Consider the following 25,346-nt stretch of genomic DNA (forward strand, 5'->3'; position numbering starts at 1 on the left):
GACGGGCCAAGGCCGGGAGGTGCGCGGGGCATGCGGGAGCGTCATGAGCCACCTCATCCATACAGTGGTGTATGGATGGAGCGTAGCAGTCGCACGCCGGAGGAGGCAGACTCCGTGGCGGAGACGACAACACCGAGGAGAAACCGATGGCGGCACCGACGCGCACCCCGCGCAGTACGTGGATCGAAGCCGGGCTGCGGGCCCTTGCCGCGGGCGGTCCCGGCGCCGTGCGGGTCGAGCCGCTGGCCAAGGCATTGGGGGTTACCCGAGGCGGCTTCTACTGGCACTTCAAGGACCGGGGTGCACTGCTGGAGGAGATGCTCGACAGTTGGGAGCGGATGAGTACCGATGAGGTGATCGAACGCGTCGAGACCGAAGGCGGCGACGCCCGGGACAAGGTACGGCGTGCGGGCGCGCTCACCTTCTCCGACACCTTGCTGCCGATCGACCTTGCCGTCCGGGACTGGGCGCGGCGCGACCCGGCCGTCGCCCAGCGCCTCCGCCGCGTCGACAACCGCCGGATGGAATACGCGCGTTCGTTGTTCAGCACGTTCTGCAAGGACCAGGACGAAGTCGAGGCCCGCAGCATGCTCGCCTTCTCGCTCGCCGTCGGCAAACACTTCCTGGCGGCCGACCACGGCCCACGCAGCCGCGCCGACGTGCTCGACGCGGCGACCAGGCTGCTCTTGGCCTGAGGACCGTCCGGCGCAGCCCCTCTGAACGTAGGACCACTGCCGAGCGGTCGGCAGACATCAAGGGGCGAGCCCGCCGCCTTCCTTCGCAACCATCGCGACATGGGGCTGAGTTGGAGACACGAGTGCCCTTGACGATCTCCCTATGTAACTGAAATTGTTCTTTCAAAGGAGGACCGATGGCCGCGAACAGCAGACTTACCGTCGCCGTCCATGTCTTGGTCTGGATGGCCTTGGTCCATCGGCGAGGCCGGGAGTTGGTGACGTCGGAACAGGCCGCCGAGAGCGTGAACACGAATCCGGTCGTCATTCGGCGCTGTCTGGGCGGGTTGCGCGACGCCGGGCTGGTTGAGGTCCGTCATGGGGCGGGGGCCGGGTGGCGGCTGGCCCGCGATCCGGGCGAGATCACCTTGCTGGAAGTCCTCCAAGCAGTCGAGGACGAGCCCTTGTTCGGCCTGCATCGGAACGCCCCGAACCCGAAGTGCCCCGTCGGCGCGGGCATCCGACCCGCGCTGCGCCAGGCTTACGACGAAGCCGAGGACGCAGCGCGGAGCGCACTGGGCCGGACGACGATCGAGGACATGTTGCGCGAGACGCTGGCCGCCCCGTCGACATAGACCTACCCCATGGATCTGCCTCAACCGGGGCCAGTCTTCTTCCACCGGTTGCCTTTCACCGCTCGCTTTTCATGACCTTTGTTGTAACAGAAGTTGTTCTGTTGGAGGAGAGAGGGAAGTCCCATGTACGGGATCCAGTACCGGGAACACGGGGGATACGACCGGCTACGCCTGGTCGAGATGGACCTGCCCGAACCGGCGCCCGGTCAGGCGCTGGTGCGGGTGACCGTCAGCACGGTGAGCCCGTTGGACGACACCGTGCGTGCGGGGCGCATGTCACCGTCGCTGTGCAAACCGCTTCCCCTCGTTCCCGGCGGAGCCGCCGTGGGCGTCGTGGTCGACGCGGGAGCCAGCGGCCTGCCCGAAGGAACTCGCGTAGCGATCAACGGTGCGGGACGCGGCCTGAGCACGGACGGCACCTGGAGGGAGTACATAGCCGAGTACCCGGGGGCACTCGTCCCGTTGCCCGACGAGGTCAGTGATCGGCAGATGGCCGCGATGCTGGCCGGGGCCGGATACTCCACCGCCTACCTCGCGCTCACCGAACTGGCCGGCTTCCGGCCGGGCCAGAGCGTGCTCGCGCCGGGCGTGGGAGGAGCGGTCGGCATGGGAGCCGTACACGTCGCCGCACAGCTGGGTGCCTCAAGGGTGATCTCCACGGCCAGTCGCACCGAGAAGGCCGAGCGGGCCCGGGCTGCCGGCTTCGACGACGTCATCGACCTGTCGCGGGAATCCCTGCGCGACGGCGTGGCACGGCTCACCGACGGCAGAGGCGTCGATGTCGTCCTCGACGGCGTCGCGGGCCCGCTGCTCGGTGAGGCAATCGGCTCCCTGGCCCATGGCGGCACCTACATCGCCATCGGCTATTCGGCGGGCACCCGCGGCACGATCGACGTGACGGACCTCATGTGGAAGACCGCCCGCGTGCACGGCTACAAGTTCGACATGTTCCCGGACGACGTCACGCGCGCCGCACGGCAGACCCTCCTGGACTGGCTGACCGACAAGAGGTTCGAGCCCACCGTCGCGAAGGAGTACCCCCTCGCGCAGGCGGCCGAGGCACAACGCCACCTGATCGAGGACCGGCCCTTCGGACGGGTGCTCCTGACCATGGACAGCAAGGACTGAAGCACAGTGATCACCACACCACGCCTGCGACTGCGCCCACTCACCGAGGCCGACACCGACTGGTGGGTGCGCCTTCACGCCGATGACGAGGTGAACCGGTTCGTCGGTGGCTACTCACGAGAGCAAGCCGCAGCGCGGCTGCGCGACATCCAACAGCAGTGGACTCTGCGCGGCCACGGCCTGTGCGCCGTGGAACTGACAAGCAGCGGCGAGGCGATCGGGCGCTGTGGCCTCAACTGGTGGGAGCAGTTCGGCGAAACCGAGATCGGCTGGACCTTCGCTCGACACCACTGGGGCAACGGCTACGCCACGGAAGCGGCCCAGGCCGTCCTCACCTGGGGCTTCGGCACGCTGGAACTCGCACAGATCACCGCAATGATCCATCACGGCAATACCGCCTCGGCCGTCGTGGCGCGTCGCCTGGGATTCACACCACTGCGCGAGGACAGCGTCCTGGGCCGCGCCTGCACCGTCTACGCCCTGGCGCGCGACGACTTCACCGCGCCCTGAACGGGTGGCCGGGGAGGCAGTGCGCGCGGAGGCCGTGCAGGCCACGCCCCCGCACCGGGACTCCCAAGATGCGAGCCTCGATCACGCGGTGATCGTCAGCACCTCGTCCACCGGGCGTCGCGGTGTGCGGGGCCCCCGCGGGCCGTACCCCAGGCGCAGGAGCATGTGCACGTACCCGGATCCCGAGACGGGGTCGCGCAGGATCCATCGCAGGTCGGGCCATTCGACGGGCTGGGTCGCGAACGAAGCGGAAACTCCCTCGGAGGTGGCCACGAGCAGTACGCGTTCGAGCGCCTGGCCGGCGCGCAGCCAGTCCGCGGGCTCGTCTCCGGCGGTGCTGAGCGAGGCCAGTTGGGGGTTCTTCTCGAAGTCGGCGTAGTCGCGGTCGGGCACGGTGTGCCGGCCGGCGAAGTCCCGGACGGGGGTGGAACCGGCGCGTTTGCGGGGACCGAAGGCGTAGGCCGGGATCCCGTCGTCGGCGGACGGCCCGGTACCGGTGTCGCGGGTCCAGCCGCGTTGTTCGGCGTCCCGGGCGTCGTCCATGCGGTTGTAGCCCTCGGCGTGCTTGATCAGGTCCAGTACGGTCTCGCGGTGCGAGTCGGTGAGGAAGCTCAGCTGTGCGCCCTCTCGGGCCGCGGCCTCGGTCAGGGCGGTGCGGACGGTGTCGGGGATCTGCCGCTCGGTGAACGGGAAACGGCTGGTGTGGCGTTCGCGGATCGCCTGATGGAGGTCGGGAAGGGCTTCGTCGGTGTGGCCGTGCGGGTCGTCCAGGCGCACGGTCGCCAGCAGCGCCGGGGTGTGCGGGTCGGGCAGGAGCGCGGTCCAGGTGCGGTGGCCGGCGTGGGCCGCAGCCACCCGTAGGTTCAGCAGCGCCGCTCCGCAGCCCAGGTGCATGCCGCGGGTCGTCGGATCGGCCTGCGGGATCGCGCGGTCCGGGTCGGTGGACAGGGTGAAGGTGCGGCTGTGGCGGGCGTAGCGGAAGCGCCATGGCTGGGCGTTGTGCATGGACGGCGCGGTGACCGCGTCGGCGACCAGGTTCTTGACCAGGGTGTCGTCGAGGATCTTGGTGAACACCGGGTGCCTCCCGGAGCGGCGGGCAGGGGATCGCAGAACCTCTTCAGCGTCGCCGGTGCGGCCGGGCCGGGTCAGGGGCCATAGGACCCTGACCATGGGCCACCCGGGCCTTTCGGGCCTGCCGGCCACCGCCCGGGGGCCGATCGGCTCATCCCCCGGCCGGTCCGCCGCGGCCAGGCTGGAGAAGCACGCGGACCGGCGGTCTGCGACGTGAACGCCCCGTCGGTTCCGCCGGCGGAAGGAGCCGGAGATGGAACACCGCACGATAGGCGAGCTCATGACGAGGAAGGTCGTCAGCGTGCAGCTCGACACGCCGTTCAAGGACATCGCGCGGGTCCTCGCCGACCACGCGGTGAGCGCCGTGCCGGTCCTCGACGCCCTCGGCCGGCCGGCCGGCATCGTGTCGGAGGCCGACCTGCTGCGGAAGGCGGCGGACCGGTCCGACCTCTCCGGCAGGACGCCCGTGCCCCACCTGGAGGCGTGGGAGCGGGCCCGGGCCGAGGGGCGCACCGCCGGTGAGCTGATGTCCGCGCCGGCAGTGTGTGCGCACCCGGAGTGGACGGTGGTGGAGGCGGCACGGCTGATGGAGGTCCAGAACGTCAAGCGTCTCCCCGTGGTCGACGAGGCGGACGTGCTGCTGGGCATCGTCAGCCGCAGCGACCTGCTGCGCGTCTTCCTGCGCAAGGACCAGGCCATCGAGGACGAGATCTCTCATGAGGTCATCGGACGCACGGCACGCCTCGGCGCAGCGGGAGTGACCGCCAAGGTGGTGCGGGGTCAGGTCACGCTGCACGGTTCGGTGGACGATCCGCTGCTGATACCCGTCCTCATGCGCATGTGCGCCGGCGTCGACGGCGTCGTCGCGGTCTCCGAAGAGCTGCGGCCGGCCGTGGCCGCCGGTTCGGCCCGACCCGCCGGACGGAGCGCGGCACACGCATGAAGCGCCGCGACGAAGGGACGTGTGGACGATGAGCAACCAGCAGCCCGAGCCCCCGTCGGAGCCGGTCCCCACGCGCGGTGACCTCGGCCGGCGCGCCACCCTGCGCCGTCAGCAGTTGGGGCTGACCCGCGAGGAGGTCGCGGCACGGGCCGCCGCCTCGCCGGAGTATCTCCGGTACGTGGAGGAGAGCGCCGCCGAGCCCGCCATCGGCTTCCTGCTGCGCCTTGCCGGTGCGCTGGAAACGACGGTGGCCGAACTCACCGGGGGCACGGCGGAGCTGCCGGCGGGCTTCGGCACGGCAGCGGCCCACCCGGAGGTGCTGGTCCTCAGCTCTGATGAGTGCCGGGGCCTGCTCTCCACCCACGGGGTCGGCAGAGTGGCCGTGACCGTTGACGGTGCGCCGGCGATCTTCCCCGTGAACTACACCGTCGCCGACGAGGTCATCGCCTACCGCACCGCCCCGGATTCCGGCCCGGCTGCCGCGGCCGGCCAGCAGGTCGCGCTGGAGGTCGACCACATCGATGACGCCTTCAGTCAGGGATGGAGCGTCCTCGTCGTCGGGCCCGCCCGTACGGTCACCACCAGGTCCGAGTGCCGCCGGCTGGACGAACGCGCACACACCGGCCCCTGGACCGGCGACGGGCGCGGCCTCTGGATCGCGGTGCACCCGACCCGGATCACCGGACGCCGCATCCGCGTCATGGGGGCCCGTACGCCCTCGACCACCACGTCGTGACCGACCCCGCTCACGGCGGGGCCGGCATGGTGGTCGCCCCGGGCGCGCACATGTCGGCCAGCCGGAGCCGGGTGGCCTGGAGGCGGCGGGCGACCACGCCGAGGACCCGGCGGGTCAGTGCCAGGCCGAGCTCCCGGTCCGCCTCGCACAGCGCACGCACGGCCGTGGCGTCGAACTCGTAGGCGCGTACGGGGGTGGATGTCTCCGCGCCCATGCGCCAGGTGTACGGCGGTACCAGCCATGACCAGCCGACCAGGTCGCCGTGCCCGAGCATGTCGACGACCGTCGGCGGGCCGGGCGCTATGTGGACGTCCAGGTTCACCGAGCCGGTGCGGATGATCCAGAACCGGTCGGCGAGCCCGTGTTCGTCAAAGATCCGTTTCCCGGCCGGGAACGACACCTCGTGGGCGAACCGCATCAGGCGTTCCCGCCCTTCTGCCGGCAGCGCAGTGAGCAGTGGCTCCGTGGTCATGGCGGTTGCTCCCGGTTTCCGGCCGGCGGCGTGCGGGCCGGCCTTCCGCAAGTCGGTCACCCTCCAGCGTGCGTCCGCGCACGGTGCTCGGGGCAGGGGCTGTTCGGCGCCGATCGGTGGGCCGAACAGCCCGGATCGCGGCGCCCCTGGGCAGGCGGTGCCGGACTGCCGACCGGGAGCCGCGCCCGCACCGCCACCCGGCCCCCGTCCGGGCCCACTCGGCCCATGGGCTCCGTTCCGGGCTGCGGCGATGCTGGAACCAGAAAGCCGGTATCCGAGAGCCCTGACTGCACGGAGGTACGTCATGGGCGGGTCTGTTGTCGTAGGTCTGGACGGCACCAAGAACAGCGTGCCGGCCGTGCGCTGGGGCGCCGCGGAGGCGGTGGCCCGCGGCCTTCCGCTGCACCTCCTCCATTCCTGGGTCTCGCAGCCGCTGGACGTCCCCGGCGCCCGGGGAGCCGCGGACCGGAAGCGCTACGGGGACGAGGTACTCGGAGCGGCCGAAGCCATGGCGCACGAGGTGTGTCCGGACGTTGCGGTCACGACCGAGCAGGTCTCCGAGCAAGCGGTCGACGCGCTGGTGGACCGCAGTGGCCGGGCCACGATGATGGTGCTCGGATCGCGCGGCCACGGCGCGATCGCCGGCTTCCTGCTCGGTTCGGTCAGCCTGCACGTCCTCGGTCGCGCGGAGTGCCCGGTGGTGACCGTGCGCGAGGAGGAGAACGCCGCCTACGAGCGGCCCGAAGTCGTGGTCGGCGTCCAGGAAGCCGGTTCGCGGGGCGAGGCGGTGCTGGAGTTCGCGTTCGCTGCCGCCGAGGCCCATCACACGCGGCTGCGCGCCGTACGGGCCTGGGAGCCGCCCGTGGTGGAGTGCGTGCCCACCACCGCGCCGCCGCCGGACGAAGGAGAGCTCGCGGCCGAGGAGGAGCGGAAGCTCGCCGACGTTCTGGCGCCGTGGCGGGCGAAGTTCCCCGACGTCGACGTCGTCGTACACCTGCGACGCGGCCGGATCACACCGGTCCTGCTGGAGTCCTGCTCCGGGGCGAGTCTGCTGGTCGTGGGAAGACGCATGCAACGGACGCCGATGCTGCTCGGGCCCGTCGTCTTCGCCGTGCTGCATCACTCCCGCTGCCCCGTGGCGGTCGTGCCGCGGATCTGAGCGGCCGCCGGACGCGCCCCTCGCGGGCCGGGGCCGGAGGTCCCTCAGTCGTGGGGCACCACTGCCACCGGACACGTGGCGTGGTGCATCGCGGCGTGCGCGACCGGACCGACCCGGGGTGCGAGGCGCGGATGGTTCTTCCTCCGGCCGACGACCAGGAGCTCGGCGCCCGGGACCGTCTGCACCATGGCCCGGGTCGGGTTCTCCGGCAGCACGGTCAGTCGTACCGGCACATCGGGGAAGCGCTCCCGCCAGGGGCGGATCGCCTCCCGCAGTTCCCCGTCCGCCTCCTTGGCGATTTCCTCCGCCACCTCCGGTTCGATCCCCCACGGCACATAGGCGGTTGCCGGGAGCGCCCGGCCGTGCACGGCCTGCAGCGGCAGACCGCGGCTCGCCGCCGCGTCGAAGGCGAAGTCGAGGAGCGGGTCGCAGGGGCCGTTCAGGCTCACCCCGACGACGATGCGTGGCTCCGCGACCTCGGCCGCGGGTCGTGGTGCCTCCACGGACCAGCCCCCGCGGACCAGCACGACCGGCCGGTCGGCCTGGCCCACGACGTCCAGGCTGACATCGCCGAGCACATAGCTCTCCCACGCCGTCAGCGCACGGGTCCCGAGCACGACCATCCGCGAATCGTTCGCCGCGTACAACAGCGCGGGCAAGGGATCCGAGCCGACCAGGTCCTCGATGACCTGCACATCGGGATGGCGGCTCACCACCTCTTCCCGCGCCCGGCGCACGATCTGCCGGGCGCCGGCGTTCTGGTCGCGCTCGGGGGGCGTGTCGGGGGCTTCGGCGGCCAGCAGGATCCAGGCGTGCAGGAGTCGCAGCACCCAGTGCCGCCGGTCCGCTTCGTCAGCTGCCCAGCTTGCGGCTGCCAGGCTCTCCGGAGAGCCGTCGAGCCCCACGGTGATCACTTCCGGCTCCATGGCTGTCCTTCTTCCGGGGCGGAGAGGGGTACGGGTCGCGATGCACCCGTCCCACGTGTCGAGCCTGCTGAATGCTCCCCCGGTCGGCAATGAGCCGAAGGGTGCCGTCAGGGGGCCGAACGGCCCACCGCCGCGCGGTCCGGCGCCGCGCACGCCCGGCACGGACGTGCCCGTCCCGCCGCGGTCACTACCGTGGAAGGTGTGGCCGCGGATGCCGGGGCGGCCATCGCGGAGGACATGGTGGCTGGCGAGAGGCCTGACCGAGGCGACGGGGCGCGCCTGAGCCTGGGCGCGTTGCCGGACGATCTGCAGGAGCGGCTCCGGGCGATGGAACACACCACGGACCGGTCGCCGCATCTGCTGCTCGAAGCGGTCATGTCCGTGGGCGGCGGGCTGGAGCTGTCGCAGGTGCTGCGCCGCATCGTCGAGGTCGCGGTGGTCCTCGTGGACGCCGAGTACGGGGCCCTCGGCGTGATCGGCGAAGACACCCGGATCTCCCAGTTCCTGACCGTCGGGATCCCCCCGGCGCAGGCCGAGGCCATCGGCCATTTTCCGGAGGGGCACGGAATTCTGGGTGAGCTGATCCGCCACCCCACGCCGCTGCGCCTGACAGAGCTCGCCGACCATCCCGCGTCGTACGGATTCCCGCCCGGCCACCCGCCGATGCACTCCTTCCTCGGGGTGCCGATACGGGTCGGTGACGAGGTGTTCGGCAATCTCTACCTCACCGAGAAGCGCGGCGGCCGCCCCTTCGACGCCGCGGACGAGACGGTGCTCGCGACGCTGGCCGTGGCGGCCGGTGTGGCCATCGAGCACGCCCGGCTGTACGACGAGGTCCGCTACCGGGGGCAGTGGCTGGAGGCCAACAGCGAGATCGTCGCCGGTCTGCTGCCCGGGCCGGGTGAGAACGACGTGCTCGAAATGATCCTCGGTCACGCCGTGCGGATCCTCGCGGCGGATCTCGGCGCGCTGGCACTGCCGGTCGACGACGACCACGTGAGCGTCGCACTCGCCGTCGGCGTGGAGGCCGAGGCCCATCGCGGCCTGGTCCTCCCCCTCGACGGCTCCTTCGTCGGTACGGCGCTGCGCACCGGACGCCCGCTGACCAGCCTCGACGTCGAGCACGACCCGAGGATCACCGCCGGTCCGCCCCGCTGGAGCGGTCTGGGGCCCGCGATCGCGGTGCCGATGATCACCGGCGACCGGGTGCGGGGGGCGCTGCTGCTGGCCCGGATCCGCGGCCGCGATCCGTTCACCGAGTCGGAGACCACGCCGCTGCTGACGTTCGCGGGTCAGGGAGCCCTCGCCATGGAGATGGCCGACCAGCGCCGGGCCGCCGAACAGCTGGCCCTGCTGAAGGACCATGAACGCATCGCGCGCGACCTCCACGATCTGGCCATTCAGCGCCTCTTCGCCACGGGCATGACGTTGCAGAGCGCGCTGCGTTTCGTCGATCATCCGGAGGCCGGTGAGCGGCTGTTGCGGGCGGTGGACGATCTGGACGAGACGATCAAGATCATTCGTTCCACCATCTTCGGGCTCCGCGCCCACGAGTCCTCCCGTGTCTCCCACGGCCTGCGGGCCCGCGCGGTCGGTGCCGTGGAAAGGGCCGCGCGGGCGCTGGGCTTCGCGCCGTCGCTGCGCATGGAAGGCCTGCTGGACACCGAGGTGCCCGCGGAGATCGCCGAGCAGGTACTGGCCGTACTCGACGAGGCGCTGAGCAATACCGCGCGGCACGCTCACGCCGGCGCTGCGGCGGTGTCCCTGGTCCTCCACGACCGGACGCTGACCGTGACCGTCCAGGACGACGGTGTGGGCATCCCGGCGGACGGCCGGCGCAGCGGTCTGCGCAACCTGGCCGCGCGGGCCGAGGGGCTGGGCGGCGCGATGGCCGTCGAGACACCGGTGGGCGGTGGCGCGCGGCTGGTGTGGCAGGTGCCGATGCCCGCGGGGTGACGCGCCGGATGCCTCGGCCGCGTCGCACGTCTCAGCCGTGCCGCCTCAGCCGTGCTGCCGGCCGGGCGCCGGGCCCGGAGCGGGGGCGGCCTGGGTGGCGAGGACGGCCGCCTGGATGCGCCGCTCCACGCCGAGCTTGGCCAGCATGCGGGAGATGTGGTTCTTGACGGTCTTCTCCGAAAGGTAGAGCCGCTTTCCGATTTGACGGTTCGTCAGACCCTCGCCGATCAGGCCGAGGATCTCGGTCTCCCGTGGCGAGAGGCTCGACAGCGCACTGGCTTCGGGCTCGTCGGCGTCCTCGCCCCGCAGCGTGCTCATCAGCCGCGCGGTCGTCGCCGGGTCGAGCATCGAGCGTCCGGAGGCGATCGTGCGCACCGCGGCGACCAGATCCGCACCCTTGATCTCCTTCAGGACGTATCCGGCCGCACCGGCCATGATCGCGTCCAGCAGCGCCTCGTCGTCGTCGAACGAGGTGAGCATCAGACAGGCCAGACCCGGCATGCGCGAGCGCAGCTCCCGGCAGACGGACACCCCGTCACCGTCCGGCAGCCGCACGTCGAGCACCGCGACGTCCGGTCGCAGCGCGGGTCCGCGGGCCAGCGCATGGCTCGCCGTCCCCGCGTCGCCGACCACCTCGATGTCCGGTTCGGCGTCCAGCAGGTCCTCGACACCACGACGGACCACCTCGTGGTCGTCCACGAGGAACACGCGGATCGGCCGCTGCGGTGAGAAACCGTCTGCCTCGCTCATGGCGTCCTCCGGGCCGGTGGTACGAACCGACGCCTCCTCCCCCCATCGTGAATCACCCCCGGGGGCCGCGCCAGATCCGGACGCCGCCTTCCGTCCGCCGGCGCCCCCCACGTGCTCTCCCGACAAGGCCGTTCGGCCCTCGCCCGCGCCCGCCGGGTGTGCCACTCTCGGAGGGCAGGGCGAAAGAGGTGTGCCATGCCTCTGACGAAGATCCGATGGTTGTGGCTGCGTAACCCGCTCAAGCGCGGCACGGACGTGGCGGAGTCCTGGCTGCTCCTGGCCACGGGGCTGCTGATCGCGGTGCTGGCCCCGGCCGCCGGGGTGACGGCGGCCGGTGCCGTGAGCCACGCGGCCGAGCAGCAGAGCCGCGCGTCGGTGCCGGTGACCGCCGTCCTCACGGAAGACGCCCCCACCGCCATCGGGGTGGACACCCCGGGCGGCACCGCCGGCCGGGTCCACGCCACGGTGCGCTGGGCGGCCGGGGACGGCACGGTGCGGACCGGAGTGACGGCCGTGCAACCCGGCCTGCGGGCCGGCGACCGGACCACCGCACGGGTCGACCGGCATGGATCCCTGCTGACGGACCCGGTCACTCCCGAAGACGCCGTCGTCGAGAGCATCGCGGTCGGCATCGTGGCCGCGTCCACCACCGGTTTGCTGCTGATCGGCGCGGACAAGGCCGGAGTCGTCCTGCTGAACCGTCGGCGTTACGCCCAGTGGGAGAAGGACTGGGCGGGATTGGACGCCCAGGGACGGCACCGGCAGCCCTGAGCCACGGCGCCGGCGCTACACCGGCCCGCAGTACGGCGCCTCCCGCGCCGAGGTCAGGCGATTGACCACCGCGGTGACACCGTCGACCTGCCGGGTCATCTGCACCGCAACGGCCACCGCGCCGCTGCTCTCCAGGTGCCCGCTGAGGGTCACCACCCCGTCATCGACCGCGACGTCCACGCTCTGCCGCCCCAGCCACAGCGCCCGCACCACGATCTGGTCGATCACCTCCTGGCGGATGTCCGCATCCCGCCGGGCGAAGATCTGCAGCACGTCCCGCCGGGTGACCATGCCGACCAGACGGGCCTCCTCGTCCACCACGGGGAGGCGTTCGACGCCGCACGCACACATCAGGCGGGCCGCACGGACGACGGAGTCGTCGGCGCGGACCGTGCGCGCGGGAGCGGACATCACCGCGCCGGCGGTGAGCAGGCCGGTGCCGGCCCCCGAACCGCGGCCGCGCTCCAGGTCCGTGACGGAGATGACGCCGATCACCCGGTCCTCGGCATCCACCACGGGCAGCCCGTTGATGTCGTACTCCGCCAGCCACCGCGCGATGTCCTCGGTCGAGGTGTCATGCCGCGCGCTGACGACGTCGTCCGTCATCACGCTGCCGACCCGTCGCTGCTTCATCTCGGCCCCGCCGCGGGCGGCTCTGCCGGGGCCGGGGTCGTGCCCGTGACGTCGAGCGTCACGTCCACGACGCCTTCCACCGCCCGCACCAAGCGGGCCGCGACGGGCAGCATCGAGGCCGTGGGAAAGCGGCCCCTGAGCGTGACCACACCGTCGGTGACCACGGCTTCCACCTCTTCCGCGGCGCCCGCGAACAGCCGGTCGATGACGTCGGCACGCACCTCCGCCGCCAGTTCCTCGTCCGAACGCAGGAAGACCTTCAGCAGGTCGGAACGGCTCACGATCCCCCGCAGCAGCCCCTCGTCGTCGACCACGGGCAGCCGCTTCACCGACTTGTGCGCCATCGTCCGCGCCGCCTGGGCGAGGGTGTCGCCGGGGTGCACCGTCAGGGCGGGAGCACTCATCAGGTCCCGGGCCGTCACACCACCGGCCTTGCGCACGTCGTCCAACCGCCGTGCCTGTTCGAGACGGCTGGGCGCGCTGCCCCGGAACTCTTCCTTCGGCAACAGGTCCGCCTCGGAGACGACGCCGATCACCCGCCCCTCCCCGGCCAGCACGGGCAGCGCGCTGACCTTCCACTGCTCCATGGTCTCGACGATCTCCTTGAACCGCGCATCCTGCCCGACGGCCACCACGCTCCGGGTCATGACATCGCCGACGGTGTGCGGAGAGTGCTCCATGACGCCTCCTCGATACGGACCGCAGAGGCACGGCCGGTGGTCACACCTCCAGCCTGCTGCCGTCCCCGCTCGCCGGGCAGGGGCCGTCCGGCCCCTGCCCGCGCCGACCGGCCGTCCTGGATGCGCCACGCCCGTTGCCGCGCCCCGAGCCGGCCTCTCTGGCTCCGTTCAGGCCACCTGCCCGAGCCGGAGACGGAGGTTTCCTCGTACCGTCGTCTCATGGCGAAGGAGCGAGGTGACGAGGACCGCACCAAACTGTCCCGGTCGGTCTACGAGCGGGAGCTGTACCGCCTGCAGACCGAGCTGGTGGCGCTGCAGGAGTGGGTGCGTCACGAGGGCGCCCGCCTCGTCGTGGTCTTCGAGGGACGCGATGCGGCCGGCAAGGGCAGCGCCATCAAGCGGGTCACCCAGTACCTCAACCCGCGGGTCGCGCGGATCGTGGCACTGCCCAGGCCCACCGAGCGTGAACGAACCCAGTGGTACTTCCAGCGCTACACGGAACACCTGCCCGCGGCCGGGGAGATCGTGCTCTTCGACCGCAGTTGGTACAACCGGGCCGGCGTCGAGCGGGTCATGGGGTTCTGCACGCCCGCCGAGCACCAGCGGTTCCTCCGGCAGTGCCCGGTCTTCGAGCGCATGCTCGTGGAGGACGGGATCCTGCTGCGCAAATACTGGTTCTCGGTCAGTGACGAGGTCCAGGAGAAACGGTTCCGGCGGCGGCTCAAGGACCCCACGCGGCGCTGGAAGCTGTCCGCCATGGATCTCGAGTCGCTGACCCGCTGGGAGGAGTACTCACGGGCCAAGGACGAGATGTTCGTGCACACGGACATCGCCGAGGCGCCGTGGTACGTCGTCGAGAGCGACGACAAGCACCGCTCCCGGCTGAACATGATCGCCCACCTGCTGTCCACGGTGCCCTACCACCACGTCACCCCGCCGGAGCTCGACCTCCCGCCCCGGCCGCCGAACACCGGCTATCAACGGCCACCCCGCGACCTGCAGACCTACGTCCCCGATCACGCGGCCGGCCTGGAGTGAGGCCCGGACTCGCCCGCCGAGGGTGACGACTCCGTCGGCGACCTCGACCCGCAGGCCTTGGGCCGGCGGCGCGAACGGCTCGCTCAGGACGTTCCGGCGGACCTCCTCCGCCAGGTCTTCGTCCGAACGCAGAAAGACCCCCTTGAACCGCGCCTGGCGGTCGACCGCGGCGACGGTCTCGGTCATCACGTCACTGACGATGTGCGGAGTGTTCATCATGAAGTTTCCTCCGTAACCGGACCGACGGCCCACGTCCGCCATGACATCTCCAGCCTCCAGATCACCGGCCTCCCCGGCCAGGGACCGTCCGGCCCTTTCCGCTGCCGTTCGGCCGGAGGGCGGCCCGCCGGCCCAACTCCCGCCACGCGGAGGCACATCACGGCGTTGCAATTCATTGCACCCATCCGGCAGCAAGTTGCACCGCGGTGCATGTGTGCCTATCGTCTCGCCGCAGAGGCCCTGTAAGTGGGCCAGAGGGGGTTGACCATTGTTCGTCATCGCTCGTGCCGCTACTCCGTCCATCGGTGAGACACCGTGCCGTCCCGCGTCAAGGGGCCGGCATGGGCACTGATCGGAACAGTTCTCTCTCCAGGAGCTCACGCCAGCGGCTCCCTTTCCTCGTGACCCCGGCACACCAGCCGGTCAGTGACACGCTCCATGTGCTCCTTCCCCCCGCCGCCGGGCGAACAACAGCCGGCTCACAGCCCGTTCCGTTCCGCCTGGGAGGGGCCTGGCAGGTCGGGGACGGCCTCTACACCCAGGTGCAGGACGACTTCACCGGCCGGTTCGCCGTGTTCGCCACCCGCGCCTCCGGGCACGTGGAGCGAGTGACCGGCTACTCCTGGGACATCAACCCCGTCTGGCGCCAACTCACCGGGCCCAGCGCCCCGCGCGCCACCTGGTCCCAGTTGCGCCACGAGCACGTCATCCACCATGCCGCGGCGAGCGACGAACTCGCCGGCGACGACGCGGAGACCTGCGAGTACCTGACGGAGGACCAGCTCTGCCTTCCGCAGGCCGACGGCTGCGCGGTCCTTCCTCCCGTCCCGCAACCTTCGCTCGGCGCCCGGGATCCGCTCGAAGACCTCTGGGAGGAGTCGGCACCGAGCGGAGGGAGCGTCCAAAAGGTCGCCGAGGGAGTCGAGTTGCTGTACTCCCGGGTCGCTCGCTTCCTCGACGGGCAGCACGTCCCGCCGTTACACGAGCGCGCGCACGCCCAACACCCGGACGCCGCCCTGTCCTCCCAGCTCCTGCGGGCGTACGACACCTACAGCAGCGCGCTGGCGCTGCAGTGCGCACCACAGGCCGCGTGGTTCGGCGCATGGGCGTACGGGATCGCTGAGGAGTTGGTCTGGCGCAGCCGACTCGGGCAGGCCCGCAAGGAAGCCGAACGGATCATTCGCGGGTCCATGCAGTGCCTGTCGTACGAGAGCCACGGCCTGCCCTCGACCGTGATGGCCTGTGCGGGGTTCCGCTCCGCATACGACGAGGCGCCGGGCTACTGACGACACGATCCCTCGGCCCGTCGGACAACGGGCCTCGTGAGGGCCGCGGAGGGGCGCTGACGCCTCATCCGGTGCGTACGGGCAGCTGCCTGAGCGCATGTGACCTGAACGAGGCCCGCCACTGCAACGTCTCCGCGGGCACGGCGAGACGCAGGTCCGGGAACCGCCGGAGGAGGGTGGCCAGGGCGGTGCCGATCTCCAGCCGGGCCAGGGCGGCTCCCAGGCAGTAGTGGAGTCCGTGGCCGAGGGCAAGGTGCGCCACGTCCGCGCGGCGGATGTCGAAGCGGTCCGGTTCCGGATAGCGGTCCGGGTCGCGGTTGGCGGAGGCGAGGCAGAGCAGCACCGTCTCGCCGCAGGGAATGGGTACGCCGCCGATCTCGATCGGCTCGGTGGGAAAACGGCGGATGGCCATCTGGTTGGGGTGGGCGAAGCGGAGGACCTCCTCGACCGCCCCGGGCATCAGGTCCGGCCGGGAGCGCAGCAGCTCCAGCTGGTCGGGGTGGCGCAGCAGGGCCAACAGGCCGATGCTGATGAGGTGTTGGGCGTTCTCGCTGCCGGCCATGAGGATGAGGAAGGCCAGCGACACCAGCTCGTCCTCGCTGAGCCGGTCGCCGTCGTCGCGCGCGTCGATCAGTGCGGAGAGCAGATCGTCACCGGGATGCGCGCGCCGGGTGGCGATGAGGTCGAGCAGGAAGTGGTGGATGCGGTCGATGGATTCGGCGGTGTGCCCGGGGTGCTGGGGGGCGAACATGGCGCTGACCCAGGAGGAGAACGGGCGGCGGTCGGCGTGGGGCACGTCCAGCAGGTCGCCGATGACGACGAGGGGCAGCGGGTTGGCGAACTCGCTGACCAGATCGGCCTGTCCCAGCGCGGCGAGGTGATCGGCGAGGTCTTCCGCGGCGGTGGCGACCCGGTCCCGCAGCCGTTCGACGTGACGTGGGGTGAAGCCCTTGGAGACCAGGCGGCGCAGGCGCAGGTGGTCGTCCGGGTCGATGTTGAGGAGGTTGCGGTCCAGGGCGGCCGGCAGGGAGAAGCCCTGGTAGCCGGTGGTGGAGTGGGCCTTGTTCACCGACAGCCGGGGATCGGTCAGAGCCGGCCGCACGTCGCGTTCGCGGGTGACCAGCCAGGCGGTGGAGCCGTCGGGGAGGGCGACCCGGTGCACCGGTCCCGCCGCCCGCAGCCGTGCGTAGACGGGATACGGATCGTTGAAGAACTCCTGGTCGAACGGCTGACTGAGGGCCGGCGACGGGATCTGCTGGGTCACGTGTTCTCCTGGACGGACGGGCTGGGCACGAAGTCTGCGGCCACGGCTGCGACGACGGGGGACGTCGCGAACGCCCGGGCCATCTTGCGCTGGAAGGCCAGTTCCGCGGCCAGGTCTTCGGGCTCCGCCACCCGCGGCGAGAGGGTGTGCGGGACCGGCTGCCGTTGTGCGGCCCGGGCCTGCAGGGCGGCCTTGAGCTGCGCGGCTTCGATCGTGGCCGCCAGGTCGGTGTCGGCCAGGCCCGCTGAGCGGCCGCGTCGCTCCGCGGCTTCGGCGACGGCCGCGGGAGTCCAGGTGCGAAGGGCCCACTGGGCATCGCGGATCTCGACGAGCCGACGGTAGAGCCGGGTGCGCAGATCCGTGTCGGGCTCCAGATGCAGCACGGGTTCCGGTACCTGTCCGGTGACCTCCCGGTGCAGCGGTGCCAGGTCACGGTAGGCCCGGCGATCGTCGATCCGCTGCCAGAGGTCACTGAGGCTGCGGCCCCAGTCGGGGAGCACCCAGCCCAGGGTTTTGGTGAGGGTGGCGATCGTGACGGCGACCTGGGCGAGGGGTTCCCATGCCTCCCCGCTCACGTCGAACTGTGCGGCAACGACGTCCGCCGCGCGGCAGCCGGTGTAGATGAGCGCGAAGGGCAGGGTCGCCGCGATGAGATACAGCCCCCGGCGCATCCAGGGATGCGGGGCGATCTTCGCGTAGCGCCAGCCCAGCACGCCGACGTCCACTTGGTTCGCCGCGTAGGCCAGCAGATAGATGGTGAGGTACGCGGGGTAGTACTGGGCGCTGTCGATGGCGAAGTCGTCGGGCTTCTCGCCCCGGCTGGTGGCTGCGACGAACAGGCCCACCATGCCGGCCAGGACCAGTGCGAGCGCGATCAGCCGCGGTCTCGCCTTGCGCCAGGCGGTGGGGGCCTCGTGACTCAGGTGCAGCAGGACGACCTGCTGGCAGGCGGTCAGCAGAATGACGCAGCTCTGCGTCAGCAGACCGGAGAAGTTGACCACGCCCACGGCCTTGCTGGTGGCCACCCAGACGACGGGTGTGGAGACGGTGTACGTGATGAACAGGAAGAAGAAGTTGCCGACGAGGGCGACCTGGGTGACCGAACGGTCCGCGCGCAGCACTCGAAGCTTGTACAGCAGTGCCAGGCAGGCTATTGCGGCACACAGGGGGTAGAGAACGCTATTCATTGCTCCCTCGGAAGGCGGGGTTGTCCAACGCACTGAGCCGGGCGGCGAGTTCTTGCATTTCAGGGGGGACCGGCCGGACGTGCTCCGACGTCCAGGCGCCGATGCGGCGGCCGATCAGGGTGCCGATGTACTCGGCCTCCACTTCGGCCGACGACTGTGAGTGCTCCCGTCCGAGCGTCCGCCGAATCAGGTCGGGATCGAGCGAGGGAAGGAGGAGCCGGGAGGCCTCGGGGGTGAGCACGGGGGTGGCTTCGTGGTCGCAGATGAGGTGCCCCAGTTCGTGCAGGACGACCTGCTGCTGGTGGATCGGGGCGAGCCGCTGCTCGTAGATGACGTACTCCGCCCCTGCCGCGGACACCCACAGGCCGTCCGGGCTTCCCAGCGGCAGCGCGAAGGGCATGAGCTGGATGGGACGCCCGGAGAGCTCGCTGAGGTGGTCGCACAACGCATCGATCGACAGCTTCGTGCGACTGGGCAGCCCCAGCGCGTCGACCCGTCGTTCGCACTGCTCACGCAGCCATACCGCCTGCAGATCTCCGCCCTTGCGTCGCCAGCGCATCACTATCACGGCTGGGTGTCGTCAGGGAGATCCTGCCGGGGCAAGTCCTCGAGGGTCGCGCGGGCTGCCTCGGCAGTGCTGACCAGATGCGTGATGAGGTGGCTCAGCTCATTCAGGGAGGAACCGGCCGGCGACCCCGCGGGCGCCGACTGCCGCAGGGCAACGCTCTCCACCCGTTGGCTGCGCATCTTCTTCAGCCACTCCAGTTCCGAGTTGACCTGGTCGAAGACCTGGTCGTCCAGGAAGTAGCCGACTCGGGAGATCCCGAGACTGTGCGCCACTTTGACGAGGGTCTCAACGGTCAGATTCGTCCCGTCCACGGACTCGGCCGACGCCAGCGTCCGCTTGGAGACCCCGGCGCGTTCCGCCAGCCCGGCCAGGGTGAAGGGGCCCTCAGGATGCTGCTGGCGGATGTGCCGGAGCCTGCGGGCGATGGCGGTCTTCGCGGCATGCACGCTCTCGTCGAGACAAGCCGACGCATCCGCTGATTGGGCAAACTCTTGGTGATCCAACCCTCATCCCCCTCCGACGACATCTGCGCTACAGGGTGACATGTACCGAAGGTGTCCTCCGCAAGGGGCACCGAACCCCGAAGGCGATCACGGGGAAAGAGCGTCCAAGGGACCGCCGCTGCCTGCTCCGCGTGAGCGGGCGCCGCCGGGCCACCTCCCACGGTGTCTCCCAGGCAGCACAGCGTGCACCGCCCCGCCCTGCCAACAACACCTGAGGCTCCCGGCGAACGGTACGGACCGCCAACTGACCGTCACCGTCGATGAATCCGCGGGACGCGACGTGCCTCGCCTACGGTTTGACGGAAAGCCCCCGGTCCCGTGGCTGAAAACCGCTCAATGGCACGGAGGCACGTCCGGAGCTCCCGTTCCGATGCACCACCGGCTGATCCGGCCAGGCCACCACATAAGCCGGGTCGCCTCCTCGACTCATCCGTACGAAACGCAGCAGTTCGCGCACGATGCCGGCGTTACCCATCGCATACCCGATATGGGGTTCGAGGGTGCTCGGTGTGGCCCGGTGTTCGATGTTCGACCACCGCACGCCGTCGGCGTCCCGGGTCGCGCGGGAGACGAGGTCCGCGACGAGGAGCCGTGCGAAGTCCGGGCGGTCGTCCTGCTCGGCCATCCGGTCGCAGGCCAGTGCCAGGACGCCGGCCGTGCCGCAGCACCGTCCGTTGTTGTCCCAGAAGCCGGGCCGCAGACGGCGCGGCAGGCCGGAGTGGGTCACGGTGTGCCAGCAGCGGTCGGCGAAACTCTGCCAGGCGGGATCGTCGAGGACGTCCCGCAGCAACCGGAAGACCTGGGCGTCACCGGCCGGGCCATGACACCAGCCGTAACTGTGGCGCGCGGTCAGGTCGGGGTGGTCCTGCGGGTCGGAGTGCGGGACGAGGAAATCGGCCGGGCCGGCCTCGTTCCGTGCCACGACGTCGGCCGCGCCCGCTCGCGCCAGCTCGACCAGGTCGGCGCGGCCGGTGGCCCGGCCGACGCCGGCCAGCGCGTACACGATGCCGAGCGTGCCGTGCGAGAGGTGGTGGAACCGCGGGACCCTACCGGCTTCCGCCTCCCAGTGGACACCGGCCGGAGTCTGCTCAGCCGTGCGCAGATAGGGCTCCAGCGCGAGCACGGCCAGGTCGGTATCGCCCGTCGCCCATGCGCCGAGGCCGATGCCGGCGTTGCCGCCGAGCAGGTCGAACCAGTCGCCCCAGCGCGTCCCGTCGAAGCGTGAGCGCACCAGCTCCAAGGCCCGATCCGCGGCGGCAGCGGCATCCGGAGCGCCCAGTTCCGTGTCGACCGCCCGCAACGCGAACGCCAAGCCGGTCAGGCCGAAGTACAGGGAGTTGTCCTCCCGGCCGTCCACGGCGGCGGCCACGCTGCGCGCGGCGCGCAGCGCGGCGTCGCCGTACCGGTCGTCGCCGAAGTGCCGCCACGCCTCCAGAAGGACGGGTATGACACCCGCCGTACCGCCGTACAACGTGGGATCGGGCTCGTCGTCGGAGGGCACGGTGGCCCAGGCGAGCCCGTCGTCCCCGACTTCCCGGGCACTTCCCAGCAACCATCGCAGAGCGTCCGCAGTCAACGCTTCGACCTCGTCCACCGCTACGTCCGCCGGTTCCGCCGCCTCCATGGCGCCAACTCTGGCATGCGACACGGAACTTCGTCGAAGGACGGCTCAGGAGACGGTGCCGGCCATTCCGCCGCCGCCGGTGGCGACGCCGCCGTTCGGCCGGGGCGCGGAGCGGGAGAAGGGCGGGGTGTCCGGTCGGCATGTCGTTCCGGGCGGTGGGAGGAGGCCGTCGATCAGATAACGGCTCTCGTGGGCCTGGATGCAGCTGCTGGGGTTGGTCAGTGCGGTGTGCCCGTAGCCGTAGTGGGTGAGCAGGCGGGCGTTGGCCAGTTCCTCGGCCATGGCCTGCGCGTCTTTGTAGGGCGTGGCGGGGTCGTAGGTGGTGCCGACCACCAGCACGGGGTGTGCCGTCGGCCTGTTCCACGGACCGCGATAGCGGTTCGCCGCTACGGCGGGCCAGGTGGCGCACCCCGCGGTGGCCCACGTCCAGAAGCGTCCGGCGTCGCCCGCACGGGCGGCGCTTGCCTCTTCCAGGGCGTGGTAGACGTCCGGGTTGCGCGGGTTGGGGCTGTCGGCGCACAGCACCGCAGCGGCCTGTTCCTCGCCCAGATACGGATTCGGATGCGGGACCGGTGGTGCGGGTGGGAGGGGAGGGTGCTTGGGGACGCGACCTTGCCACAGGTTCTGGAGCCGGCCGGCGAGGTCCGTCCACCCGGGATGGACGGCGTAGAGGCTGTTCACCACGTCGGCGACCGTGCCGGCGTAGGTCCACGCGCCCACGGGACGCGTCCGCAGCCGCTGCGTCAGCTGGTGGAACTTCCTCCGAGTCGCTCTCGGGCCGCCGGCGGAGAAGGGGCAGCGGGTGGCGGTGGCGGCCCCGCACAGGGTGAGGAACTGGTCCAGGGTCGCCGCGGCGCTGCGGTCGGAGCCCATGCGCAGGAAGGTGGTGAGTTCAGGTGCCTGGTCGGAGGCGTGATTCGTCCAGGCTCGTGGGTCGATGTTGCTGTCGAGGACCATGGCGCGGACCTTGCCCGGGAAGAGGTTGGCGTAGGTGGCGCCGAGGATCGTGCCGTAGGAGATGCCCAGGTAGGTGAGTTGCGACTCCCCCACGGCTCGTCTGAGTTGGTCGAGGTCGCGAGCGGTGTCGGCGGTCGATACGTGGCGCAGGAGCTCGGGGTCACGCTGCTGACAGCGCCGGGCCAGATCCCTGTACGCGGCGATGAAGGCCGTCCGCTCCTTCTCTCCCACCGGGAAGCCCGCCGCCTTGCTCGCCCTCCAGTCAGCGGCCTCCTGAGGACCGGCGAAGCAGTTCACCGCGGTGCTGCTGCCGACCCCGCGGGGATCCCAACTGACGATGTCGAACCGCTCCCGCACCTCGCGCGGGAAGGACCGGTAGTTCTGTGGCATCTGCACCGTTCCGGGCCCGCCGGGGCCACCGGGGTTGAAGAACAGGGTGCCGATGCGCCGTCCGGGGCCGGTTGCCTTCCGTTTGATGACCGCCAGCTCGATGGCTCGACCATCCGGGTGGCCGTAGTCCAGGGGTACCTTCGCGGTCGCGCAGTCGAACTCGCTGCCGTGCGCGCAGGGACTCCAGTCCAACTGCGGTGCGGGCACCGAAGGTGTGGGTATCCCGTCGGCCGCGGCGAGGTCCTGCCCGGTCAGTACGCTCGAACAGGTCACCAACGCGGCCAGGACAGCGGCACCACGTCGGCGGCGTGCTACGAACCCGCGTATGAGGGGCATGGCCATCTCCGTCCGTCTCCGTGACTGAGCGCCCGAACCGCCGAGCCCCGGATCTCGACACGCGCCCGTGTCAACGACACAACGATTCGGTGGCGGGCGCGCGTCCACGCACCCGAACGGCCCAGCTACCCGGCGACGTGCGGGAGGGGACCGGCCCGTCGATCCGGCCCGCGGAGGTCCGCCTCTCACCACCTCGCTCACCATGCACGAGGCTTGGGGCGGTGAGACGAAGCCGGGGCGTCTTGGTCGGAAACCGGCTGCCGAACGGCCCTGCCGGATCGGGAAACACTCCTCTGGCCCACAACGGGTCATCATCCGGGCAGGTCAGCGCCCACTCCGCCACACCATCAGCGCCCCGCGAACGGGGGAGGCGGTCAGGCCCAGGCATCGATCTCGCCCGCTCAGCCGCGGGCTGGATGGAGTATCGCTGCGTGATCTTCAAAAGACGTGCTCGTTACCGCGACGAACCCGACACAAGATCGGGACGAGCACAGGAGGAAACAGCACCGTGAGAAAAATCGGTCGGATCGTTTCGGTGGCTCTTGGCGCGGGCGCGCTGGTGTTGTCGGCAGTCGGCGCGGCGAGTGCTGAAGGCTGGCGGTCAGCGTCGCACGACCCGTTCGGGCTGGGCCATCGCCAGTGCGGCGCCCCGTCGTTCAGTCTGCTCTTCCCGAGCCGCAACGACTGCCGCACGTTCCTTTTCATCGACAACGAGAGGTACACCGACGCCCACAGGCACTACGCCCGCTTCGACTTCGACCAGCGTCTCCGCAGCAGCAACATCTCCGGCGACTTGGTCAATGACCTGACCGGCCGGGGAAGAGGTCGCCGCTAGGCACCGGTCCGACGGACCACGACGGGTCCTGACGGACCATCACGGCCGGGTCACCCATAGCCGCCCGGCAGAGGACGTCGACAAGTGCCTCGTTGTGGCGCGCGACACGGTGCGTTGGACGAACGTAACCCGTCCGTCCAACGCACCGTCCGCCGGACACCGGCAATTGCCCTCGGCGACGGTGGCGGACGACCGTCAGTTCTTCCCAGGGAGCGGCAACAGCCCACGTTCATGGGCGCGCACGAGGCGCCGGGGCGCCTGCCCTCCACTGTCGTGCGCAAGACCTCCGACCCCGCGGTCCCCGGTCAGCCGCATGGAGCCAGGTTGATCTCAGCCGCGTGGGGCCAGGTTGATCTGCGGTTGCTTGTCGGCGCGATCGGCGAGCGCGCGCAGTTCGTCGGCGTAGGTGGCCCAGACATCGCGGGCGAGGAAGTGACCGACTCCGGACAGGGTGCGGAGGCGGGCACCAGGGACGGCGGCGGCGATGTCGCGTGCGGCCGCCACACGCAGAAGCGGGTCGCGCTCGCCGTGCAGTACCAGGGTCGGCGCGGTGATCTGGGAGAGTGGTCCGCCGTGCCACTTTGTGCCGATCTGGCGACTCTGCGCCTCCCGGTCACGGAAGCCGGCAACCTGGCGCGCCGCCTCCTTGTCCACGAATTCGCGCACATCGCGCTCGTCGATGTGCTGGCCGGGCGCGACCAAGATGCGGGCGAGGGCCACGGCCAGATCCAGGTTGCCCTGAGGGGTCTCGGGATAGTGAAGCCGGGTGAAACGGGGCAGGCATGCCAGGCGCAGGTAACGCAGGACGCGCAGACCTTTCACGTCACTGGGGACCGCCGAGGAGGTGGCCAGGCTGAGCACGCGCCGCGGGTGGCGGATCGCGGTGCGCTGCGCGACGAGCCCGCCCATCGAGTGGCCGAAGACGTGGGCGCGTTCCCAGCCGAGGGCGTCGAGGACGGCGACCGCGTCGTCGGCCAGGTCCTCGGCGCTGTAGGCCGGAGCTTCCCGGCGCAGCAGTGCCTTGAATGGCGAGCCGACGCGTCGGTTGGGCAGGTGGGTGGATTCGCCTGCGTCGCGCTGGTCGTAGGCCACGACATGGAAGCCGCGACCGATCAGTTCGGCCACCAGGCCTTCCGGCCACCAGAACCGTGACGCCCCCAACCCCATGACCAGCAGCAGCGGGTCGCCGCCGGCTCCGCCCAGGTCTTCGAAGGCGATCTCGATCTCGCCGTTGTGCACGAAGCGCGTCATCGTGTCCATCGCATCCTCCATTCGCAAACGTCGTTCGCGAACACTGTATGCGATAGGTAGGCTGGTGGCAACGTGGGAGGTGGCAGTGGCAGGACAGCAGGAGCCGGTGATCTGGATGCGGCCGGAGCAAGCGTCGGTCGGACGCCCGGCCGAGCGCAGCCGCGCCGAGATCACCGCTGCGGCGGTGGAACTGGCCGACCGGGAGGGCCTGGAGGCCGTCTCCATGCGCCGCGTCGCATCGGTCCTTGGTACGGGCGCCGCCTCGCTCTACCGCTACGTGGCCACCCGCGACGAGCTGCTCGACCTGATGACCGACAGCACCGCGAGCGAATACCACCTTCCCGCCCCCACCGGTGACTGGGAGGCCGACCTGCTCGCCATCGGCCACCAGGCCCGGCAGATCATGCACCGCCACCCATGGCTCCCCGCCGTGGTCATGGGCCGCCCCACCCTCGGCCCCCACGGGGTCGACCTACTGGAGCACGTACTCGACGTGCTCGCGGACCACCCGGCCGACCCCGCCTGCAAGCTCGAGGCATTCGCCCTCATCAGCGGCCTGACCGCGCTGTTCGTGCAGAACGAGATGGCTGCCGCGGACACCGGCGCCGCGCGCCAGTCCGCCTACCTCCGCCACGTTGCCGCCGCGGGAAGCCACCCCCGCATCACTGCCTTGCTCGCCGCTCCCCTGCCCGACGGCAACTCCGTCGACCGGTTCGACACCGTGCTCGTCCGCGCCTTGACCGGCGTGCTGGGCTGATTCCGCCGCAGCCGGCCACACACCTCGGCGGCGTGCTCCAGTCAGCGGCGGCCTCAACCCGGAGAACCGGCTCGGCGACTGGCCACT

26 protein-coding genes are annotated in these 25,346 nt (G+C 70.9%); 13 read left to right on the forward strand and 13 right to left on the reverse strand.

The annotated features are described in order from the left end of the window. Positions 1–146: 146 nt before the first annotated feature. The 4 genes from V2J85_RS06120 to V2J85_RS06135 all read left to right on the forward strand — a co-directional run bounded on the left by V2J85_RS06120 (position 147) and on the right by V2J85_RS06135 (position 2,947). On the forward strand, positions 147–695 hold the full coding sequence (locus tag V2J85_RS06120; RefSeq protein ID WP_261957902.1) for a TetR/AcrR family transcriptional regulator: 549 nt from the start codon (positions 147–149) through the stop codon (positions 693–695). Positions 696–871: 176 nt separating this feature from the next. Beyond that, positions 872–1,309, forward strand: a complete 438-nt coding sequence (locus V2J85_RS06125) for an Rrf2 family transcriptional regulator (RefSeq protein ID WP_261957901.1) — start codon at positions 872–874, stop codon at positions 1,307–1,309. A gap of 123 nt (positions 1,310–1,432) precedes the next feature. Then, complete coding sequence (locus tag V2J85_RS06130) at positions 1,433–2,437, forward strand: quinone oxidoreductase family protein (RefSeq protein ID WP_261957900.1); 1,005 nt, start codon at positions 1,433–1,435, stop codon at positions 2,435–2,437. 6 nt (positions 2,438–2,443) lie between these two features. After that, positions 2,444–2,947 (forward strand): GNAT family N-acetyltransferase, encoded by a 504-nt coding sequence (locus tag V2J85_RS06135; protein ID WP_261957899.1) that lies wholly within the window; start codon positions 2,444–2,446, stop codon positions 2,945–2,947. A gap of 81 nt (positions 2,948–3,028) precedes the next feature. Here the strand turns inward: V2J85_RS06135 and V2J85_RS06140 are convergent, their stop codons facing one another. Next, positions 3,029–4,021, reverse strand: coding sequence for an Acg family FMN-binding oxidoreductase (locus V2J85_RS06140; RefSeq protein WP_330820849.1), 993 nt, complete (start codon positions 4,019–4,021; stop codon positions 3,029–3,031). A gap of 250 nt (positions 4,022–4,271) precedes the next feature. Here V2J85_RS06140 and V2J85_RS06145 point away from each other — a divergent pair, with 250 nt between their 5' ends. Beyond that, positions 4,272–4,961, forward strand: a complete 690-nt coding sequence (locus tag V2J85_RS06145; protein ID WP_330820850.1) for a CBS domain-containing protein — start codon at positions 4,272–4,274, stop codon at positions 4,959–4,961. A gap of 28 nt (positions 4,962–4,989) precedes the next feature. Beyond that, complete coding sequence (locus tag V2J85_RS06150; protein WP_261957896.1) at positions 4,990–5,697, forward strand: helix-turn-helix domain-containing protein; 708 nt, start codon at positions 4,990–4,992, stop codon at positions 5,695–5,697. 10 nt (positions 5,698–5,707) lie between these two features. Here the strand turns inward: V2J85_RS06150 and V2J85_RS06155 are convergent, their stop codons facing one another. Continuing rightward, positions 5,708–6,169, reverse strand: a complete 462-nt coding sequence (locus V2J85_RS06155; protein ID WP_261957895.1) for a Crp/Fnr family transcriptional regulator — start codon at positions 6,167–6,169, stop codon at positions 5,708–5,710. 304 nt (positions 6,170–6,473) lie between these two features. Here V2J85_RS06155 and V2J85_RS06160 point away from each other — a divergent pair, with 304 nt between their 5' ends. After that, entirely contained in the window at positions 6,474–7,328 is an 855-nt protein-coding gene (locus V2J85_RS06160) for a universal stress protein (RefSeq protein WP_330820851.1), read from the forward strand. Positions 7,329–7,372: 44 nt separating this feature from the next. On the opposite strand, the gene V2J85_RS06165 is transcribed toward V2J85_RS06160, so the two are convergent. Next, positions 7,373–8,254, reverse strand: a complete 882-nt coding sequence (locus V2J85_RS06165) for a universal stress protein (protein WP_330820852.1) — start codon at positions 8,252–8,254, stop codon at positions 7,373–7,375. A gap of 237 nt (positions 8,255–8,491) precedes the next feature. Here V2J85_RS06165 and V2J85_RS06170 point away from each other — a divergent pair, with 237 nt between their 5' ends. Then, positions 8,492–10,210: a sensor histidine kinase gene (locus V2J85_RS06170; RefSeq protein WP_330821408.1), complete on the forward strand. Its 1,719-nt coding sequence runs from the start codon at positions 8,492–8,494 to the stop codon at positions 10,208–10,210. 45 nt (positions 10,211–10,255) lie between these two features. Here the strand turns inward: V2J85_RS06170 and V2J85_RS06175 are convergent, their stop codons facing one another. Beyond that, entirely contained in the window at positions 10,256–10,960 is a 705-nt protein-coding gene (locus V2J85_RS06175) for a response regulator (protein ID WP_261957892.1), read from the reverse strand. Between the two features lie 195 nt (positions 10,961–11,155). Here V2J85_RS06175 and V2J85_RS06180 point away from each other — a divergent pair, with 195 nt between their 5' ends. After that, a complete protein-coding gene (locus V2J85_RS06180; RefSeq protein ID WP_330820853.1) occupies positions 11,156–11,731 on the forward strand; it encodes an Rv1733c family protein in 576 nt (191 codons plus the stop codon). 15 nt (positions 11,732–11,746) lie between these two features. Here V2J85_RS06180 and V2J85_RS06185 read toward each other — a convergent pair whose 3' ends face one another. After that, positions 11,747–12,364, reverse strand: a complete 618-nt coding sequence (locus V2J85_RS06185) for a CBS domain-containing protein (protein WP_261957890.1) — start codon at positions 12,362–12,364, stop codon at positions 11,747–11,749. After that, positions 12,361–13,044: a CBS domain-containing protein gene (locus V2J85_RS06190; RefSeq protein WP_330820854.1), complete on the reverse strand. Its 684-nt coding sequence runs from the start codon at positions 13,042–13,044 to the stop codon at positions 12,361–12,363. Before V2J85_RS06190 ends, V2J85_RS06185 begins: the two co-directional genes overlap by 4 nt. Before the next feature lie 219 nt (positions 13,045–13,263). Here V2J85_RS06190 and ppk2 point away from each other — a divergent pair, with 219 nt between their 5' ends. Further along, positions 13,264–14,082: a polyphosphate kinase 2 gene (ppk2, locus tag V2J85_RS06195; RefSeq protein WP_261957888.1), complete on the forward strand. Its 819-nt coding sequence runs from the start codon at positions 13,264–13,266 to the stop codon at positions 14,080–14,082. Positions 14,083–14,702: 620 nt separating this feature from the next. Next, complete coding sequence (locus tag V2J85_RS06200) at positions 14,703–15,587, forward strand: hypothetical protein (RefSeq protein ID WP_330820855.1); 885 nt, start codon at positions 14,703–14,705, stop codon at positions 15,585–15,587. 64 nt (positions 15,588–15,651) lie between these two features. Here V2J85_RS06200 and V2J85_RS06205 read toward each other — a convergent pair whose 3' ends face one another. From V2J85_RS06205 to V2J85_RS06230, 6 genes are all read right to left on the reverse strand, one after another. After that, a complete protein-coding gene (locus tag V2J85_RS06205; RefSeq protein ID WP_330820856.1) occupies positions 15,652–16,851 on the reverse strand; it encodes a cytochrome P450 family protein in 1,200 nt (399 codons plus the stop codon). Next, positions 16,848–18,038, reverse strand: a complete 1,191-nt coding sequence (locus tag V2J85_RS06210; RefSeq protein ID WP_330820857.1) for an MAB_1171c family putative transporter — start codon at positions 18,036–18,038, stop codon at positions 16,848–16,850. Before V2J85_RS06210 ends, V2J85_RS06205 begins: the two co-directional genes overlap by 4 nt. Next, positions 18,031–18,597, reverse strand: a complete 567-nt coding sequence (locus V2J85_RS06215; RefSeq protein ID WP_261957884.1) for an ImmA/IrrE family metallo-endopeptidase — start codon at positions 18,595–18,597, stop codon at positions 18,031–18,033. The genes V2J85_RS06210 and V2J85_RS06215 overlap by 8 nt, the downstream gene beginning before the upstream one ends. Positions 18,598–18,602: 5 nt before the next feature. Beyond that, positions 18,603–19,052 (reverse strand): helix-turn-helix domain-containing protein, encoded by a 450-nt coding sequence (locus tag V2J85_RS06220; protein WP_261957883.1) that lies wholly within the window; start codon positions 19,050–19,052, stop codon positions 18,603–18,605. A gap of 346 nt (positions 19,053–19,398) precedes the next feature. Then, positions 19,399–20,733 carry a lanthionine synthetase LanC family protein gene (locus V2J85_RS06225; RefSeq protein WP_330820858.1) on the reverse strand — a complete coding sequence of 445 codons (1,335 nt, stop codon included), beginning with the start codon at positions 20,731–20,733 and terminating at the stop codon, positions 19,399–19,401. Positions 20,734–20,778: 45 nt separating this feature from the next. Beyond that, the gene (locus tag V2J85_RS06230) at positions 20,779–22,416 is read right to left on the reverse strand and encodes an alpha/beta hydrolase (RefSeq protein ID WP_330820859.1); all 1,638 of its coding nucleotides are present in this window, start codon (positions 22,414–22,416) and stop codon (positions 20,779–20,781) included. Positions 22,417–22,924: 508 nt separating this feature from the next. Here V2J85_RS06230 and V2J85_RS06235 point away from each other — a divergent pair. Continuing rightward, a complete protein-coding gene (locus tag V2J85_RS06235) occupies positions 22,925–23,251 on the forward strand; it encodes a hypothetical protein (protein ID WP_261957880.1) in 327 nt (108 codons plus the stop codon). A 330-nt stretch (positions 23,252–23,581) separates the two neighbouring features. Here the strand turns inward: V2J85_RS06235 and V2J85_RS06240 are convergent, their stop codons facing one another. Beyond that, positions 23,582–24,511 (reverse strand): alpha/beta fold hydrolase, encoded by a 930-nt coding sequence (locus V2J85_RS06240; protein ID WP_330820860.1) that lies wholly within the window; start codon positions 24,509–24,511, stop codon positions 23,582–23,584. A gap of 76 nt (positions 24,512–24,587) precedes the next feature. Here V2J85_RS06240 and V2J85_RS06245 point away from each other — a divergent pair, with 76 nt between their 5' ends. Continuing rightward, positions 24,588–25,259, forward strand: a complete 672-nt coding sequence (locus V2J85_RS06245; RefSeq protein WP_261957879.1) for a TetR/AcrR family transcriptional regulator — start codon at positions 24,588–24,590, stop codon at positions 25,257–25,259. Positions 25,260–25,346 lie beyond the last annotated feature (87 nt).

The organism is Streptomyces bugieae (genome assembly GCF_036352915.1).
GTDB classification, from domain to species: Bacteria; Actinomycetota; Actinomycetes; order Streptomycetales; family Streptomycetaceae; genus Streptomyces; species Streptomyces endophytica.

What these genes read in the sequence shown, in the direction of transcription:
- V2J85_RS06120 (WP_261957902.1), top strand. Translation starts at nt 147, where the DNA reads ATGGCGGCACCGACGCGCACCCCGCGCAGTACGTGGATCGAAGCCGGG.
- V2J85_RS06125 (WP_261957901.1), top strand. Translation starts at nt 872, where the DNA reads ATGGCCGCGAACAGCAGACTTACCGTCGCCGTCCATGTCTTGGTCTGG.
- V2J85_RS06130 (WP_261957900.1), top strand. Translation starts at nt 1,433, where the DNA reads ATGTACGGGATCCAGTACCGGGAACACGGGGGATACGACCGGCTACGC.
- V2J85_RS06145 (WP_330820850.1), top strand. Translation starts at nt 4,272, where the DNA reads ATGGAACACCGCACGATAGGCGAGCTCATGACGAGGAAGGTCGTCAGC.
- V2J85_RS06150 (WP_261957896.1), top strand. Translation starts at nt 4,990, where the DNA reads ATGAGCAACCAGCAGCCCGAGCCCCCGTCGGAGCCGGTCCCCACGCGC.
- V2J85_RS06155 (WP_261957895.1), bottom strand. Translation starts at nt 6,169, where the DNA reads ATGACCACGGAGCCACTGCTCACTGCGCTGCCGGCAGAAGGGCGGGAA.
- V2J85_RS06160 (WP_330820851.1), top strand. Translation starts at nt 6,474, where the DNA reads ATGGGCGGGTCTGTTGTCGTAGGTCTGGACGGCACCAAGAACAGCGTG.
- V2J85_RS06165 (WP_330820852.1), bottom strand. Translation starts at nt 8,254, where the DNA reads ATGGAGCCGGAAGTGATCACCGTGGGGCTCGACGGCTCTCCGGAGAGC.
- V2J85_RS06170 (WP_330821408.1), top strand. Translation starts at nt 8,492, where the DNA reads ATGGTGGCTGGCGAGAGGCCTGACCGAGGCGACGGGGCGCGCCTGAGC.
- V2J85_RS06175 (WP_261957892.1), bottom strand. Translation starts at nt 10,960, where the DNA reads ATGAGCGAGGCAGACGGTTTCTCACCGCAGCGGCCGATCCGCGTGTTC.
- V2J85_RS06180 (WP_330820853.1), top strand. Translation starts at nt 11,156, where the DNA reads ATGCCTCTGACGAAGATCCGATGGTTGTGGCTGCGTAACCCGCTCAAG.
- V2J85_RS06185 (WP_261957890.1), bottom strand. Translation starts at nt 12,364, where the DNA reads ATGAAGCAGCGACGGGTCGGCAGCGTGATGACGGACGACGTCGTCAGC.
- V2J85_RS06190 (WP_330820854.1), bottom strand. Translation starts at nt 13,044, where the DNA reads ATGGAGCACTCTCCGCACACCGTCGGCGATGTCATGACCCGGAGCGTG.
- ppk2 (WP_261957888.1), top strand. Translation starts at nt 13,264, where the DNA reads ATGGCGAAGGAGCGAGGTGACGAGGACCGCACCAAACTGTCCCGGTCG.
- V2J85_RS06210 (WP_330820857.1), bottom strand. Translation starts at nt 18,038, where the DNA reads ATGAATAGCGTTCTCTACCCCCTGTGTGCCGCAATAGCCTGCCTGGCA.
- V2J85_RS06215 (WP_261957884.1), bottom strand. Translation starts at nt 18,597, where the DNA reads ATGCGCTGGCGACGCAAGGGCGGAGATCTGCAGGCGGTATGGCTGCGT.
- V2J85_RS06225 (WP_330820858.1), bottom strand. Translation starts at nt 20,733, where the DNA reads ATGGAGGCGGCGGAACCGGCGGACGTAGCGGTGGACGAGGTCGAAGCG.
- V2J85_RS06230 (WP_330820859.1), bottom strand. Translation starts at nt 22,416, where the DNA reads ATGCCCCTCATACGCGGGTTCGTAGCACGCCGCCGACGTGGTGCCGCT.
- V2J85_RS06240 (WP_330820860.1), bottom strand. Translation starts at nt 24,511, where the DNA reads ATGGACACGATGACGCGCTTCGTGCACAACGGCGAGATCGAGATCGCC.